The following is a 15,842-nucleotide window of genomic DNA, read 5'->3' on the forward strand; positions in this document are numbered from 1 at the left end:
GCACGAGCCTCGCTCTTAAAAATTTCTATATCGCGCTAACAATGTCTATTATTCGATACTCTTACCCTTCATGGCGGTGCTGATGGCCTGATCCATCAGGCGCTCGGCAAATGGCCGGGTAAATTCATTGATCTCATCAATACGTTTCAGGATGAGGTCTTTGTCACCAGACACCAGCGACTCTTTCAAAGCCACCAAATGCTTATGTGTTTCAGCAATTTCTGCAACCGTAACGTAATTAGCATTGTTTTGCAAAAAGCGTTCCACGGTATACACCATCTGTTCGCCTTCGGTACGGGCTTCTATCAGCATACGCTGGTTTACATCGTCCTTGGCATGGGTTATACTGTCCATTAGCATCTGTTCTACCTGCTCATCGGTAATACCGTAAGTAGGCTTTACTTCCACTTCCTGTTTCACGCCAGAGCGCAGTTCGATAGCTTGTATAGTAAGGATGCCGTCGGCATTCAGTAAAAAGTTAATATCAACCTTGGGGAAACCGGCCGGCATAGATGGGATGCCTTTAAGGTTAAATTCAGCCAGTTTACGGTTCTCTTTGATCAGGTCGCGCTCACCCTGGTAAACGGCGATCTTCATGTTCACCTGTCCGTCAATGGAGGTAGTGTACTGCCTGCCGCCTTTGGTAGGTACTTTGGAGTTACGGGGGATGATGACATCCATCAAACCTCCCATAGTTTCGATACCTAAGGACAGCGGGGTAACATCCAGCAATAAAATATCTTTACGGTTACCGGCCAAAATATCGGCCTGTATAGCAGCACCCAGGGCCACCACTTCATCAGGATTCACATCATCATGCACGGGGCGGTCGAAGAACTCAGCCACCATTTTTTTAACCAATGCTGTACGCGTCGATCCCCCAACCATAATCACTTCATCGATCTCTTTAATGGTCAGTTTTGCATCTTTCAGTGCATTCTGGCAAGCCGTGATGGTTTGCTGTACCTTTGGCATGATCAACTCTTCGAACGTGGTTCGATCCAATGTACACCAGATCTCCCCTATTTTTTCGTTAAATAGACTTTGGTGCGCGAAGGCCTTTTTAGCTTCTTCGGCTTTCAGGCGAAGTTGTTGTGCCAGTTCGTTATTGGCAATAATTTCAGCTTTGTTTAGTTGATTCCTCTCAATCCAATAGTCAACAATCAGTCGGTCAAAATCATCACCGCCTAAAAATGTATCGCCATTGGTGGCTAATACTTCAAAAATGCCGTTCTGTATTTGCAATATAGATACATCAAAAGTACCACCGCCCAGGTCATATACTGCAATCGTTTTGGTTTCTTCGGGGTTTAAGCCAATGCCATAAGCCAAACTCGCTGCGGTTGGTTCGTTCACAATGCGCAATACATCCAGTCCGGCCAATTTACCGGCATCTCGTGTGGCCTGGCGCTGAGAATCGTTAAAATAGGCAGGCACGGTGATCACCGCGCGGTTCACCGGGGTTTTCAATGCGTGTTCGGCACGGGCTTTTAATTCTTTTAATATCAGGGCCGATAGCTCTATCGGGGTATAAAACTTATCGCCAACCTTAATCTTCACTAAGCTTTCGGTATCATCGTCGATAACTTTGTACGAGAAAAAGTCCTTATAATTTTCGATATCATGGTAACTGCGACCCAACAGGCGTTTTACCGAGAAAACGGTATTCTGAGGATCGGTTATTAAAAATTCTTTGGCCTCGTTACCTACCAAAACATCGCCCGCTGGCCCGAAATGTACAACAGAAGGCACCAGGACACCTTTACCAGTATCATTGATAACCAGTGGATTTTTCTCCGGGGTGATGAACGCCACTAAGGAATTGGTGGTACCCAGGTCGATACCCACAATAATATCTTCTTTTTGTATGGAACCCGTTGCCAGGTTGATTGAAACTTTAGCCATGGTAGTTACTTAACAAGCCGCAAATGTACTTAGTTTTAGGGGATGGTGTGTCTTTTCAATCTGAAATTCTGAATCAGAATTTACAGAATTTTTCAATTAACAGAATTAGGGAGGAATTCAATTCTGAAAATCCTTTAATTCTGTAAATTCTGATTCTGACAATTACGCCGCTAAAGATTCTGCTGATCTAACCCTTGCTTCTACAACGATTAATGATAGTAACAAAATCAGGCCCATCGCAAAAAAGCAATCGAGCATCAGGGCGGAATCGCGCATTTCATGGGTCACTGATTCTACAAAACCGAATGCGAACAGGCCTACTACGATAGACATCTTTTCGGTAACGTCGTAAAAGCTAAAATACGACGCCGTATCCGGGATATTGGCTGGGATATACTTGGAAAAGGTTGACCTTGACAACGACTGTACACCACCCATAACCAGTCCTACTACCACAGCGGCAGCATAAAACTGGTGGGCGTTAGCCACAAAATAAACACTGCCGCATATCAGGCACCAAACGCCTACTATCCCTGCCAGTACCTTGGTGTTACCATATTTAGCAGATAGTTTCGCGGTTATGGCTGCGCCGATGATAGCCACTATTTGTATGAGCAGAATGATAATGATCAGATCTTCCTCGGGCATTTTTAGTTCTTTAGCTCCAAAATTGGCGGCCACCAGCAAAATGGTTTGTACCCCTACCGAGTAAAAGAAAAAAGCGGGTAAAAATCGCTTTAACAAAGGCAGCTCTTTTACTTTTCGCCAAACTTTGCCCAGCTCCTTAAATCCGCCGGTTAACACATTATATTCATGCGATCCCGCATTGGGCTGGCCTTTGGGCAGCATATAAAAAGCGATAAACGAAAAACCTATCCACCAGATACCTACTATGAGGAATGACAAACGTGCCGCAACGTCATCGGTGATACCAAATGTTTTGGGCGATAATACAAACACAAAGCAAAGCACCTGCACCACAATACTGCCAGCAAAACCATAAATAAAACCTTTGGCACTCACAGCGTCCTGCTGATCAATTGTGGCTATTTGCGGCAGGTACGAATTGTAAAACACAAAACCACCGCAATAACCTATAGATGCTAAGCCGTAGCAAACCATACTAAAGGTGAAGGTATGCATGGTAAAAAAGAACATACCCGCGCAGGCCAGGCTTCCCACCCAGGTAAACAATTGCATGTATAGCTTTTTATGACCCTTATAATCGGCAATGGAGGTAAGTATCGGCAGCAAAAATACGATGATTAGGTATGAGAGCCCTAACACGTAAGTTGACAGCACCGTATTAATATACCGGTGACCAAAAAAGGTAACCATGCCCCCCGGGTTGTTTTCCTGGGTAATAGCTACATAATAGGCCGGGAATATGGTAGATAAAATTACCATATTATAAGCCTGGTTGGCCCAATCAAACATAGCCCAGGCCCAAATGGTTTTCTTATTATTTTTTACTGTTTCCATTAGATGGTGAGTGGTTAAGTGATGAGCAGTGAGTGGACGGTGAGTAGTGAGTGATCAGTGGTGAATAATTAAATCCTACTCCTTTCATTCACCACTCACTATTCCACTACTCACTAAATTACTTTATCCCGTAATGATCATTCATCAGTTTCACAAATATGGAGCCCGGCAGTATGGCTTTAAGTGTAGGCACAATGGTTTGACCCAATGCCCCTACCAGGTAATTGTGCGCCGGTTTTGCTTTGGCTACAATCTTGCAAACCTGATCAGCCACTTTGCTGGCTTCGCCACCTATGCTTTCGTCTTTTTCCATGCTGGCTACAGCTGCTTCAAACTCTTTTTTCAACTGCTCGTTTGGGAGCGTAAAAGGTACTTTTTCCCGACTGCCGGTAAAATCGGTTTTAAAGTCGCCAGGGTTAACTACGGCCACCTTAACACCTGCGTTTTGCAGTTCCATACGTAAGCTTTGAGAATATCCTTCAATAGCAAATTTTGAGGCACTGTACAAACCCTGGTATGGCAAACCAAATAAACCGGCTAAGGAACTGATATTGATTACCAGGCCTTGTTTTTTCTCGATCATGCCCGGTAACACAGCGCTATTTACGCGTACCACACCAAAGAAGTTTACTTCAAACTGCTTTTTAGCGTCATCAACTTGCACAGCATATAAGGGCGCGGCAATACCGTTACCCGCATTATTTACTACTACATCAATACGGCCTTCAGCCTTGATGATGGTTGCAATGGCCGCGTTTACCGAGGCATCGTTAGTAACATCCATCTCCAGAGGCGTAAACGAAACATTACTGATCCGTTTCAGATCGCGGCTGGTGCCGTAAACTGTATGTCCCTGGGCCGATAGTGCGCTGGCTGTGGCCAGGCCCAAACCAGATGATGCTCCGGTTACTAAAATTACTTTCTTCATCTTATTGATTAATATCTTATGCTTTACGTTTGACTTTGGAGCCGTGAAAATAGGATTTTATCGGCTTATAAATTTATAAATATTGCACATTAAAAAAAGTAACGATGATGCCAGCGATTTATCATTTTTAAATTAAATTTTGTTTCCAAAAAGAAAGTTTATACTTTAGTCATCAGATGATATGATGATAAACATTATCCATAAAAGATCTCTTGCCGAGGAAGTTGCCGAACAATTGCGCAAAGCTATTGCCGATAGCAAATACAAAACCGGTGAGCAATTACCTACCGAGCCTGAACTGATGAAACAGTTTGGTGTAGGCCGGTCGTCTGTGCGCGAGGCTATCCGTATTTTGGCCAATTCCGGATTATTACGGGTACAACAAGGTGTAGGCACTTTTATTGAAGCCCCTGCCGGTATCAACGAGCCTTTTCATCAGCGCCTAAAGCGCGCCGAAGCCCATGACCTTGACGAGGTACGCCAGCTGCTCGAAATGAAAATAGCCGAAAAAGCCGCGGCCAACCGTACAGAGGAGGATCTAAAAAAGATAAAAGCCAAATTAGATAAACGAACAGCTATGGCACATGGAGGTTCGATGGAAGAATGCATAGAAGCCGACATTGAGTTTCACATGAGCATTGCCGAAGCAGCCGGTAACCCTATCCTGACCGATCTTTATCAATCATTTTCCATACAGCTTAAAAGCTGGTTCCTGAAAATATATCCGGATGTTACCATATTTCAGGATACACTTCATGAAGAACTTTATGAAAGTATTAAAAACCGCGACGAGAAAAAAGCCTGGGACTGCATTACACAAATAATACAACGATAAATTTTTTACCTACAATCATCAGATGATATGACGAATAAAACTTTAACTGAGCCGCTGGAACAAACCAAAACCATAGCTGAGAAAACGGTTTACTCTATCTTGTTCACCATCAGCCTTTCGCATTTGCTGAATGATATGCTGCAGTCGGTCATTCCATCTATTTATCCGCTCATTAAAACCAGCTATCATTTAAGCTTTAGCGATATTGGGTTAGTGACCTTAACTTACCAGCTATCCGCCTCCTTGTTGCAACCGTTTGTGGGGATGTATACCGATAAAAAGCCCAAACCGTATTCGTTACCTGTTGGCATGGGCTTTACCTTAACAGGTCTGGTATGCCTGGCATTTGCTCCGGGCTTTTATTCGATACTTCTGGCAGTGGCACTGATAGGCGTCGGTTCATCCATATTTCACCCGGAATCGTCAAGGGTGGCCCACATGGCATCAGGCGGTAAACGTGGGCTGGCACAATCTATATTTCAATTGGGGGGTAATGCAGGTAGCGCGCTTGGCCCATTGCTGGCTGCCTTAATTGTGGTACCTTTTGGCCAAAGCAGCGTAATGTGGTTTTCGTTAGCCGCGCTACTGGCTATCATCATTTTAATTTATATTGGTAACTGGTATAAAGCCTTTGCCTTACCCAAAGCTAAAACAACTCATGCCGTTACAGCAACCCATCAATTATCATCCAGGCGTATTGGCTTTTCATTGGCTATTCTTATTGTACTTATATTTTCGAAATACTTTTACCTGGCCAGTATCACCAGCTATTACACCTTTTTCCTGATCGATAAATTTCATTTGAGCGTGCAAAGCTCACAGCTTTATTTATTCCTATTCCTGGCAGCAGTTGCGGCAGGTACGCTTTTAGGGGGCCCATTGGGCGATCGTTTTGGCCGTAAATACATTATCTGGATCTCCATACTCGGCGTGGCGCCGTTTACTATGATGCTTCCCTATGCCAATTTATTCTGGACAAGCATCTTATCTGTACTCATCGGTATAATTATCTCCTCTGCATTTTCGGCCATACTGGTGTATGCACAGGAGCTGATGCCCGGAAAGGTGGGCATGATAGCGGGCCTGTTTTTCGGCTTTGCCTTTGGAATGGGCGGCTTAGGATCAGCCATATTAGGCAAGCTGGCAGATAGCACCAGCATTAGCTATGTATTTCATGTATGCGCGTATCTGCCTTTGATTGGTATACTTACTGCCTTTTTACCCAACCTGGAGGTAAAAAAGAAAAAACTGGCTTAATTCACGACTTTTATCCAAAAAAACAGATCCCCGGGCGGGTTATGCCAGGGGATCATACTTTGTAGGTAGTGCAAACAGTAATGAGGTTTAGATGCAGGGCTAATTTATTTTCTAAGTGTAAGAATAATTAAAGCCGTATTCAATAAAAGCAGAGCCGGTTGGGCAATGGTAGTAATGTTCTGTAATTTCTCATTACGTATAGCGCGCCTGTTTTGTTCCACATAAATGATATCCTGGTTCTGAATAATGGTTTCTGGATTTGTTAATGAGGCCACATCGTCAAGATCAACCTCAATAATTTGCTTGCTTTGCAATCCCCCTCCCCGCACAATCTTCACTTTTTTTTCGTTGCCTTTGTCGGTTAGTCCCCCTGCTTCACCTAATATTTCCATCAGGGTGGTTCCATCTTTAAGCAATGGATAATTGCCCGGTCTTTTTACCTCTCCTACCAGCGTTGCTTTTAAATTGATCACCTTAACCTCAATAATGGGGTTTTTAAGTACATTTTGACGGTATAAGTCGTCCAATTTTTTTGATGTTTCCAGTCTTGATAAACCTGCTACCTGTACCCGTCCAATTACCGGCAGGGCTATAGTTCCATCACTTTCCACCTGGTAATCCAATGCCTGGGTACTCCCGCCAGATGATGCCTGGTCTGTACTGCTGGCGGCACTGGCCTCGTCGGTAATAAGTTTAATGCTTTGCAAATTCCGGACACGCAAAATATCGCCTGCCTTAATTTTATAATCAGCTATCTTATAATCATCCGTTCTCACAGGAGCGGTCTGCGCTTTTGAATTTTGTTCAAAATAGGCTTGATTTTGTTTGTATGAACATGAACCCAAAAGCATGGTAAGGGCGCTTACCGTAAAAAGTAACGGTAAATAGCTTATTAATCTATTAATTCGCATTGATCTATAAATTTTCTAAAAGGAATGATACTTCAGGATTAACCGTTTTGGGTTGATAAGCTTTTCCGCGTTCTGCCATGATCCATTCAAAATGATCGGCATATAAATCGACGATCCTGTTGTAGGTATAAAGCTCTGTTATTTTTTGTTTGTTGTTCTCCATTAGCTGAGTATAGTGGGCCTCGTTTTTATTACCGGTAAGCAGGTTAAAAACAACATCATCGGCATCGCTAAAATACAGGGCGTCATTTTCCAGAATAGCCCTGTTAAATTTATTATCATTTGAGCAGATAAGGGCATTGGATGCCATAGCCTCTAACAACGAAGGATTGGTACCGCCAACCGTATGACCATGAAAATATAAATTAGAGTAATATCTCAAACTATTGAGTTTATTCATATTATATATACCGCCACAGAACTTAATATTATGGTAATTAGCAAATTTAGCCCTTAAATAAGTACCAAAATCATTATTAGTATTACCCACCACTAAAAACTTCCGGTTGGTACCAGCCTTAACCACTCCATCTAAAATGGTTTCAATGCTATTTTCGGGTTCCATGCGAGCAATCAACATATCATACTGGTATGGGTCCAGTTTAAATTCATCAAGCACCGCGGGGTCGGGCTGATCAAAGATCTCTGCACCGTAAGCAATATAGGTTGATTTTTTATTGTACTTATGTTCCAGGTATCGTTGTATCTCTACAGAATCAGCTATTAAATGATCACTGTAGCGAACGGCCAGTTTTTCGGCAAATCTTAAAAATGCCTGAACCGGTTTGGAATATTTCGACCTTTTCCACTCCAGCCCGTCCATATTAGTGGTAACTACAGAATTTCGTGGTAAAAGCCAACCCCATACAGAACTGCTGGTGTAGCCCAATTGAAGAATAATATCGAACTTTTTTTTCTTTAAATCTTTTATGCAGTTATAGTCGTATAAAAATTGTCCCGCTGTTCCAAGTTTGAACTCCGGATCATAGCAATGGCATATCTCAACAGAATTCCAGGTTTTTTCCTGGTATGGGTGGTTATGAGAGTTATAAACAACTACCTCATAACCTTTTTTGGCCAAGCCAACGGCAAGGTACTCAGCGCATTGTTCAAAACCGCCGTAATGGTTTGGAATACCCCTGGTTCCAATGATAGCTATACGCATAATAATATATTTTTAATATTTTCATCAATAATTTATCAATATTTTAGGGTCATGGCCATCAGCTATATCTTCTGATAGAACCATGTATAATTATACGTAGAAACACAGGTAAAAGCTTCGTCAAAAGCCGATGTGAACAAACAGATTGTTGAAAAAATGAATGAATAAAATAAACAGAAAAGTATAGGTAATTATGAAAAAACATTATACTTTTTAATAAAGAATTATTATACTTATGTGTATAAAACCCCTAAATAATAATTAAACAATGATCAAAGTATTCAAATTTCTGAGCAGGATCAATTTAAAGAGCATCATTTTTAACTTCAGATATTTCCCTTTTAAAACCGCCATCAAATTCCCGGTATTAATATCACGTAACGTGTTTCTGCACAAAACAAAAGGCAGGGTAATTATCAACGCGCCCATCAGAACCGCCCTGATACAAATTGGTTACGGCGCTATTGGAATTACCGACTTTAAAAGATCAAGAGCAGTATGGGAAGTAGACGGGGATGTTGTTTTTAATGGCAGGGCATTTATTATGCATGGCTGCAAAATCAACGTTTTTAAAAATGCCGAGCTTATTTTTGGCGATGATTTTAACATGAGCACCGAGTGTGCCATTGTTGCTGCCAAAAAAATAACAATTGGCGATCATAGCGGCATATCATGGGAATCATTAGTAATGGATACCGACTTTCATCATATAGCCGACGAAACTACAGGTGAGGTTTTTAATCATCCTAAAGAGATCATCATTGGCGATAACGTTTGGGTAGGCTGTAAGTGCACTATATTGAAGGGGGCGGTAATACCATCGGGCAGTGTAGTGGCAGCCAACTCCATGGTAACCAAAACGTTGAGTGGCGAAAACTCTATTTTTGGGGGCAATCCTATGCGGGTGCTCAAAACAGGAATCAAATGGTGGTATTAAATAATGGGTAAAACCGCATCGCTCAGATCATAAGTTAGATTTTCATTGCGTTTGGCTATGGGTTTGGCCGGCACACCACCAACCACTGTATAAGGCTGTACATTACGGGTAACCACAGCGCCGGCAGCAACTACAGCGCCTTTACCAATGGTAACACCGGGTAAAATAACTGTACGGGAACACAACCAAACATAATCCTCAATAATTACCGGTTGCCCGGTTTGCGTAAAATCGGTGCTATTATAGTCGTGATGCAGGGTCCAGATCATAACCTCATTGCTGATGTTCACATTATTGCCAATGGTTAAACCCATTCGCGCATCCAACAAGGCGTTATGCCCGATAATGGTACCCGCGCCAATGCTCAACTTCCATGGGCTTCTTACTTCAAACCCTCTGTACAAACCGGTCTTCCAGCTTATTTTTGCTTTCAGCACCCGTAATAAAAATATCCGCAGCGTATGAAAAGGTAACCAGCCTATGATACCGCATACCATGTAAAGTACCGAACCTTTAAACTTATTAAAATTATTTCTGAGCATGGTTGTTATTTTATACCGGTACTTCCTGACTAATCAATTCGCCGCGTTTTTTTAAAACTTTCGCGGGCACGCCGGCTACTACTGAATGCGGTGCCACTGTTTTGGTAACAATACTGCCTGCAGCTATAACGCAGCCTTCACCTATGGTTACACCGGCCAATATGGTTACACCTGCGCCTATCCAGCAGTTGTCATGGATAAAAACGCCGTTCCGGGTTACGCCCTGATCCTTAATATTGATGTTAAAGTCGGCAAAGTTGTGGTTTTCTGAAAATATTTTAACTCCCGGGCCAATAATCACATTATCGCCAATTTCAATACCACCCTGACCGCCTAAATAAGTGCCAGCGTTAATACCACTACAGTTACCTACAATAATTCCCTTACCTTTTTGCGCGATAACACCTGTACAGATCAGGGTGCAATTGCGGGCAATGGAAACATTATTTTTGATGGTAATACCTTCGGACGATAAAGCGTTGATATAAACATGATCTTCAATAATAAGATTTTTACCCGCCGAAAACAGGTAAGCGTGCTTGATATTGACGTGCGAGCCGATGAATACGAGGCCATCTGATCTTTTAAAAAACATCCGCTTCCATACACCGCGGGATAATTGCCGGCCCCTGCCCCACAAAATAACCGACAGCTCCCGCAAACTATAATCGTTCTCGAACTTATAATCGGGGTTATTTTTAAGCTTGCGAATTACCTTTTCAATTAATGTATGCATCGCCTATTAGTTTTAATATTCCATTTGCCGACACCTGCCAGGAGAATTTCTTAGCATGATCAATCCCTTCCAGTACCTTTTTTTGGTATAACACCTCATCATTCAACAAAAAATTAATTTTTTCGGCAATATCTTCGGGATGATCAGGATCAATATAGATAGCTGCGTCTCCGCAAACTTCGGGCATAGCAGTACGCTGTGATACTACCACGGGTACTCCGCATTGCATGGCCTCCAGTGGCGGCAGGCCAAAACCTTCGGCATATGAGGGGAAGCAGAAAACGGTAGCATTGGCATAGATCAGATACAGATCTTCCTCGGGTACATGCCCGGTGAATATCACCCGGTGCGAAACACCTTCTGCCTGGATATGATCTTTCAATAAATTGATATCGCTGCCTAATTCCCCGGCAACAACCAGTTTAATAGCTTTGTCATCCAGCTGGTTCAGGGCGCTAACCAGATGAAATATATTTTTGCGGATATTAACGCGCCCAACATACAACAAGTATTTGGCGGGCAGGTTATACCTATGCATGAAACTATTGATACTGTCGCCGCTATAATTTTCCCGTGTTTTAAATGCATGGTTGATACCATGATAAACAACAGCTATCCTGTTTTCGCCGGCAACGTTGTTTTTGATCAACCGCTCCTTTTCTGAATTGGATATGGTAATGATCATATCGGCTTTGGCGGCTAAACGTTTCATTTTACTGAAATACGCGATCTCAGAACCCGAATAATACTGCGGATAATCCAAAAACAACACATCGTGGATATAAACTATCTTACGTAACCTATTGGGCCACAAACTGCTGAAGTTTTGAAAAAGCACCGCCTGCAAACCGTATACACTGGCTATTAAAGGCACCAGTAGCATGTTGGATAACATATTGGGAATAGCCGGTAAAAAAATGAGTTTTACGGATGAAGGAAAATATTCAACCGCCTGTTTTTTACAATCGCGGGTAATGAGCAGGTAAAGCTGAAACTGATCATTAGGGTTATTCACCATCTCGTTCACCAGGTTTTTCACCACCATGTTCCCGCTCGGCGGCCCTTTGAAGAACCACTTAGCATCAATACCTAATTTGATTGTTTTATGTTGACCGTTGGCAAGCATATCAGGCAGTTAATGTGGTTAGCGAGGATGACGAATGGTAACGTTTTTCACGTATCCGGATAGCCTCCTCATACATATTGTTCAGTTGCACAAGCCGCTTATCCCAGTTATGTTCGGCGGCGCACGCTATGGTGGTTTGAGCCAGATCAACCAGTTTATGCGGATTTGCTAGCACATCCTCAAGGGCAGCGCTCATATTATTAACAATGTTATCGTAGGTATCCAGATCTATTTTGATGCCGCATTTATTACAGATCACGTTACCCATGCCACAATGATCCATAGTCAATGTAGGTACGCCGTACGTTAAAGCTTCAAATATCACAGCCGGGTTATCTTCGGCTATACTGGTGATGATGTGCAGATGAGCTCCCGACATTACACGGATAGCTTCTGGCCGGGGTATGTGCCCATACCATATTATGCGATTACTTAATTTTAATTCGATGGCCTTTTGCTGTAATTTTTCTTTCATCGGGCCATTGCCGAGTATGTGCAGCATCCAATTATTCTGTTTAACCATTGCCAGCACATCCAGGCACATACCGAAGTTTTTACGCTCGATAAGCGTGCCCGACCATACCAATTGAACCTGCTGGTTAATATGATCAAATTTTGATTCGTCCAAAAAAGCATGGCTGATGATGCCTTGTTCAGACAGGTAATAACTATTCACGCCGAACTTTTCGCGAATGGTTTGCTGCCCGGCCGATGTGGCGGCTATCAGCACATCGGCTTGCAAAAATGCCTCCCTGATGCGCCTGGAGTAATTGAGCTGGATATGGTTGATGGCGTTTTTAACCTTGAATTTCAATCTGGTTGAAAAAGGTTTCCCTTTCAGCAACTCTTTATTGATGATGTTCATCCCCCCTATCGGGCCCCACACCATGGGTTTATTCAGTTTCCATAAAAAACCGGGCTCCCGGTATCCGATTGGCCCTAACTGGTGTACCACATCAATATCAACGGTTTTTAAAACCTCGCGGGCAGCCTTCAAGGCTTTTTTTTGCCACAGGTAATAAGCAAAATAAAAAAACCAGCCCAGGCCGGCCTTATCCAACAGGGTAATAGCTTTAGCCAAACGCCCAGGCTGTACCTCAATAAAATGTACAGAAGCTAAAAGAGTTTCCTCCACATATTTCCGCATGGTTTGGGTATCGCCCATGAAATTATCAGACATACCATAAAGCACCCATACCTCATGCTGAGTAGCCAAATGCATTACCGTATTCCAGGCAGCGCCATACTCAGATCCTCTAAAAGGAGATATTGCATAAGCTGATATAAGTATCTTTTTTTTCATGACAGGGGGATCAGGTTTTCGCTTATCTCAATTTAATTGTGTCCTTAGCGGGTCTTTATAAAAATATTTCCAGCGCAAGCGGTTCAAATAATTAAACAGCCAGGAGTTAAAATAATCCAGACCTTTTAAGTGCCGGCGCATTACAGCAAGTTCCTCGTGGTGCATTTTCACGGTATCATTACTTACTCCATCCATACGCATATAAGCCACGGTTTTGTCGATGTGAGCGATTTCAAAACCGTTATACTTTATCCGCAGGAACATATCAAAGTCCATCGCTATTTTGAGGCTGATATCGTACTTACCTGTTTTCTGATAAACTTCTTTTCGGATAAAACATGTGGGGTGCATAATGTACATACCAAAATTCAACCAACCCACCTTGCTCTTTTTTTCCCGCTCAAATCCATTTTTACCTATCAGCATAATGTTGCCGCAGCGTACATCATTTTTTTCCGAACCATTAAACATCATCACCTCTACCGCATCAATTGCATACCAATCATCGGCATTGATCATCCCGATCCAATCGCCCGTAGCCATGGCAATACCCTTGTTAAAGCCGTCGGCTATACCTTTGTCAGGCTCGCTGATAAAACGGGTTATGCGCTCCTTATACCTATCGATCACTTGTAAAGTACCATCGGTTGAGCCACCATCCACAATAATGTATTCTATATTACTATAGGTTTGATTGATCACACTCAGTATGGTATCTTCAATAGTGGTAACCGCATTATATACAACAGTAATAATGGTAACCTTAGGAATAGTTAAATGTGTTTCCATATCCATTAAGCTGCTTTAAACTGATAGGCTTGTATTTTTTCTTTTTCACGTTCCTCCTGCTTAAAAACCAACGCGTTGAAATTGAGGTAACTATAGCCCAGTGTTATCATCATGATGCACATTTCGGTATTAAACAACGCGGTAACAATATAATTGGTAAGCAGCAGACTAAATATGCAACCGATACTCAAAGCAGCGAATAACCTGATAGCCGGTTTAGCTGTGCTATCGGCATACTTTCGCCAGTTTTTAATGATCTGTCCAAAAAATATCACGATATAGGTAAACACGCCTGCTATTCCCATTTTTACCAGCAGGTAAAGCCAGCCATTATGCAAAACCGGGATAAATTGAAAATCGGTATCCTCACCCAGGCGCACAAATGTTTTCAGGTCGACGGTTTTACCCAGGCCACCAAATATCCAATCTTTGGTATCACCCTCCATATAACTCTTGAGCGCCATGAACGATTCATAACCGCGGTATTTCATATTGATATCCTGCTCGGTATTATAATCGCCCATTTTTAGCTCATTAAATGAACCCAGCAATTTGCTCATAAAGGTCTCGGACGAAGTAGCCTGAAAAATATCGGTCGGTATCAGCGCGATGATCATAACCAGGAAAAAAATGGTTGGAATTATCCAGATCTTCTTCACCTTATCAGCCACCATGAGCAAAGCAAAGCATACCATGATAATAAAGTAAGTACGGGAGGCGCACATATAAATACCAAATGCGTTTACCGCTGTAAATAACTTAAACCAATGTGGTTTAAACAAGCGGATATTAAACTTCCAGGTAAACAGTAAACAGGCCAGCCCCATTGGCGGACCAGGTGCCCCCACAATACCCATGGCATAATGTGCCGAGTACGGATCGAACAAAGCGCTGACGCCCATATAGGATACCGATATGGCTGTTACCAATACAGATGTGATCAGCCCCGCGTAAACCAGCGTTTTCAAAAACTTTTCAATATCAAGCCTGCAGGCCAGCACAATTCCCGACAGTATAAATAACACAGGTATGCTGAAGTAGTAAAAATCTTTTAAAATAAGATAGTTATCATTCTTATAGCCAACTATCAGGGCAAATAGCACAGGCAGTAACAAAATAGCAAAAATACGGGCCACCTTTACCGCTGCCAAACGATGCTTTAAAGGCATAAAAATGATCAACAACGCAATAGCTAACACAATAGCCTGCATATGAAAAAACGAGGCTACAATGAGTATCAACAATAAAAGCGGATATATACGATTGATCATTTCCTTAAATTAGTTAAGCCGTAGTTGCATAAACAAAGTTGTCGCGTACGTACCTGGCGGGGTTTCCTGCCCAAACCTGTTCGTCGGGTATATCTTCAAACACCACCGAGCCTGCCCCTACTATAGAGTTTTTCCCAATAGTTACTCCTTTTAAAATAGTACTGTGTCCGCCTATAAAGGCGCCGTCACGAATAATAACCGGTTTTGTTTTTACGCCATCCAGCCGTTCCGGATAACTGTTTCTCATCCGCGCGTCGAGCGAATGGAAGTCGGTATCATAGATAACCGTATTGATACCTATTTTTACATTGTTACCGATGCTTATCTTATTGTGGCAAATGATGGCTACCGAAGTAACGCCTACATTATCGCCAATAGTTAACTCACCACCTTTGGCTACCACAAAATAGCATTGCTGCTGGCGTCCGCCCATCGCATGATATTTACCGCTATTGAACCAAAATCTTTTACCAATGGAGAAAGTCCCCTGCAGGTTAATGTCCAGTATGGGAATGCCGAAACCAACAAAATCACGGTGATATTTTACGTTATTCAAATAAAATTTAAAACTGGTAATGAGCCACGAGTATTGCCGTGCCATTTGATAGTACAGCACCCGTAACAACCTGTAAAATTTTCTGATATAATACATGAT

14 protein-coding genes and 1 pseudogene are annotated in these 15,842 nt (G+C 42.4%); 3 read left to right on the forward strand and 12 right to left on the reverse strand.

Going from position 1 to position 15,842, the window contains the following annotated elements; genetic code table 11:
• Window positions 1-48: 48 nt before the first annotated feature.
• From hscA to ACNURT_RS18155, 3 genes are all read right to left on the reverse strand, one after another.
• On the reverse strand, window positions 49-1,905 hold the full coding sequence (hscA, locus tag ACNURT_RS18145; RefSeq protein ID WP_419698914.1) for a Fe-S protein assembly chaperone HscA: 1,857 nt from the start codon (window positions 1,903-1,905) through the stop codon (window positions 49-51).
• A 162-nt stretch (window positions 1,906-2,067) separates the two neighbouring features.
• On the reverse strand, window positions 2,068-3,387 hold the full coding sequence (locus tag ACNURT_RS18150; RefSeq protein ID WP_419698915.1) for an MFS transporter: 1,320 nt from the start codon (window positions 3,385-3,387) through the stop codon (window positions 2,068-2,070).
• A gap of 118 nt (window positions 3,388-3,505) precedes the next feature.
• Window positions 3,506-4,315, reverse strand: coding sequence for an SDR family oxidoreductase (locus ACNURT_RS18155; protein WP_419698916.1), 810 nt, complete (start codon window positions 4,313-4,315; stop codon window positions 3,506-3,508).
• 181 nt (window positions 4,316-4,496) lie between these two features.
• Between ACNURT_RS18155 and ACNURT_RS18160 the strand changes: the two genes are divergently transcribed.
• Together ACNURT_RS18160 and ACNURT_RS18165 are read left to right on the forward strand one after the other, a co-directional pair.
• Complete coding sequence (locus ACNURT_RS18160) at window positions 4,497-5,150, forward strand: FadR/GntR family transcriptional regulator (RefSeq protein ID WP_370995395.1); 654 nt, start codon at window positions 4,497-4,499, stop codon at window positions 5,148-5,150.
• 27 nt (window positions 5,151-5,177) lie between these two features.
• Window positions 5,178-6,407: an MFS transporter gene (locus ACNURT_RS18165; RefSeq protein ID WP_419698917.1), complete on the forward strand. Its 1,230-nt coding sequence runs from the start codon at window positions 5,178-5,180 to the stop codon at window positions 6,405-6,407.
• 104 nt (window positions 6,408-6,511) lie between these two features.
• Here ACNURT_RS18165 and ACNURT_RS18170 read toward each other — a convergent pair whose 3' ends face one another.
• On the reverse strand, window positions 6,512-7,318 hold the full coding sequence (locus ACNURT_RS18170) for a polysaccharide biosynthesis/export family protein (protein WP_370995397.1): 807 nt from the start codon (window positions 7,316-7,318) through the stop codon (window positions 6,512-6,514).
• 4 nt (window positions 7,319-7,322) lie between these two features.
• On the reverse strand, window positions 7,323-8,483 hold the full coding sequence (locus ACNURT_RS18175; protein WP_419698918.1) for a DUF1972 domain-containing protein: 1,161 nt from the start codon (window positions 8,481-8,483) through the stop codon (window positions 7,323-7,325).
• 268 nt (window positions 8,484-8,751) lie between these two features.
• Here ACNURT_RS18175 and ACNURT_RS18180 point away from each other — a divergent pair, with 268 nt between their 5' ends.
• Window positions 8,752-9,420, forward strand: a complete 669-nt coding sequence (locus ACNURT_RS18180; protein WP_419698919.1) for an acyltransferase — start codon at window positions 8,752-8,754, stop codon at window positions 9,418-9,420.
• 47 nt (window positions 9,421-9,467) lie between these two features.
• On the opposite strand, the pseudogene ACNURT_RS18185 reads toward ACNURT_RS18180, so the two are convergent.
• From ACNURT_RS18185 to ACNURT_RS18215, 7 genes and pseudogenes are all read right to left on the reverse strand, one after another.
• A pseudogene (locus ACNURT_RS18185) lies at window positions 9,468-9,629 on the reverse strand (acyltransferase); the annotation flags it as partial.
• A 343-nt stretch (window positions 9,630-9,972) separates the two neighbouring features.
• Entirely contained in the window at window positions 9,973-10,698 is a 726-nt protein-coding gene (locus ACNURT_RS18190; RefSeq protein ID WP_419698920.1) for an acyltransferase, read from the reverse strand.
• A complete protein-coding gene (locus ACNURT_RS18195) occupies window positions 10,682-11,824 on the reverse strand; it encodes a glycosyltransferase family 4 protein (RefSeq protein WP_419698921.1) in 1,143 nt (380 codons plus the stop codon). Before ACNURT_RS18195 ends, ACNURT_RS18190 begins: the two co-directional genes overlap by 17 nt.
• Window position 11,825: 1 nt before the next feature.
• Window positions 11,826-13,127 (reverse strand): glycosyltransferase, encoded by a 1,302-nt coding sequence (locus ACNURT_RS18200; RefSeq protein ID WP_419698922.1) that lies wholly within the window; start codon window positions 13,125-13,127, stop codon window positions 11,826-11,828.
• 27 nt (window positions 13,128-13,154) lie between these two features.
• Entirely contained in the window at window positions 13,155-13,916 is a 762-nt protein-coding gene (locus tag ACNURT_RS18205) for a glycosyltransferase family 2 protein (RefSeq protein ID WP_419698923.1), read from the reverse strand.
• A 5-nt stretch (window positions 13,917-13,921) separates the two neighbouring features.
• On the reverse strand, window positions 13,922-15,187 hold the full coding sequence (locus tag ACNURT_RS18210) for a hypothetical protein (protein WP_419698924.1): 1,266 nt from the start codon (window positions 15,185-15,187) through the stop codon (window positions 13,922-13,924).
• Between the two features lie 13 nt (window positions 15,188-15,200).
• On the reverse strand, window positions 15,201-15,839 hold the full coding sequence (locus ACNURT_RS18215; protein WP_419698925.1) for an acyltransferase: 639 nt from the start codon (window positions 15,837-15,839) through the stop codon (window positions 15,201-15,203).
• Window positions 15,840-15,842: the final 3 nt, after the last annotated feature.

The organism is Mucilaginibacter sp. NFX135 (assembly GCF_048565145.1).
GTDB lineage: Bacteria > Bacteroidota > Bacteroidia > Sphingobacteriales > Sphingobacteriaceae > Mucilaginibacter.

Bases quoted from the DNA above. Each gene is read 5' to 3' on its own strand.
- hscA (WP_419698914.1), bottom strand. From the start codon at position 1,905: ATGGCTAAAGTTTCAATCAACCTGGCAACGGGTTCCATACAAAAAGAA.
- ACNURT_RS18150 (WP_419698915.1), bottom strand. From the start codon at position 3,387: ATGGAAACAGTAAAAAATAATAAGAAAACCATTTGGGCCTGGGCTATG.
- ACNURT_RS18155 (WP_419698916.1), bottom strand. From the start codon at position 4,315: ATGAAGAAAGTAATTTTAGTAACCGGAGCATCATCTGGTTTGGGCCTG.
- ACNURT_RS18160 (WP_370995395.1), top strand. From the start codon at position 4,497: ATGATGATAAACATTATCCATAAAAGATCTCTTGCCGAGGAAGTTGCC.
- ACNURT_RS18165 (WP_419698917.1), top strand. From the start codon at position 5,178: ATGACGAATAAAACTTTAACTGAGCCGCTGGAACAAACCAAAACCATA.
- ACNURT_RS18170 (WP_370995397.1), bottom strand. From the start codon at position 7,318: ATGCGAATTAATAGATTAATAAGCTATTTACCGTTACTTTTTACGGTA.
- ACNURT_RS18175 (WP_419698918.1), bottom strand. From the start codon at position 8,483: ATGCGTATAGCTATCATTGGAACCAGGGGTATTCCAAACCATTACGGC.
- ACNURT_RS18180 (WP_419698919.1), top strand. From the start codon at position 8,752: ATGATCAAAGTATTCAAATTTCTGAGCAGGATCAATTTAAAGAGCATC.
- ACNURT_RS18190 (WP_419698920.1), bottom strand. From the start codon at position 10,698: ATGCATACATTAATTGAAAAGGTAATTCGCAAGCTTAAAAATAACCCC.
- ACNURT_RS18195 (WP_419698921.1), bottom strand. From the start codon at position 11,824: ATGCTTGCCAACGGTCAACATAAAACAATCAAATTAGGTATTGATGCT.
- ACNURT_RS18200 (WP_419698922.1), bottom strand. From the start codon at position 13,127: ATGAAAAAAAAGATACTTATATCAGCTTATGCAATATCTCCTTTTAGA.
- ACNURT_RS18205 (WP_419698923.1), bottom strand. From the start codon at position 13,916: ATGGAAACACATTTAACTATTCCTAAGGTTACCATTATTACTGTTGTA.
- ACNURT_RS18210 (WP_419698924.1), bottom strand. From the start codon at position 15,187: ATGATCAATCGTATATATCCGCTTTTATTGTTGATACTCATTGTAGCC.
- ACNURT_RS18215 (WP_419698925.1), bottom strand. From the start codon at position 15,839: ATGTATTATATCAGAAAATTTTACAGGTTGTTACGGGTGCTGTACTAT.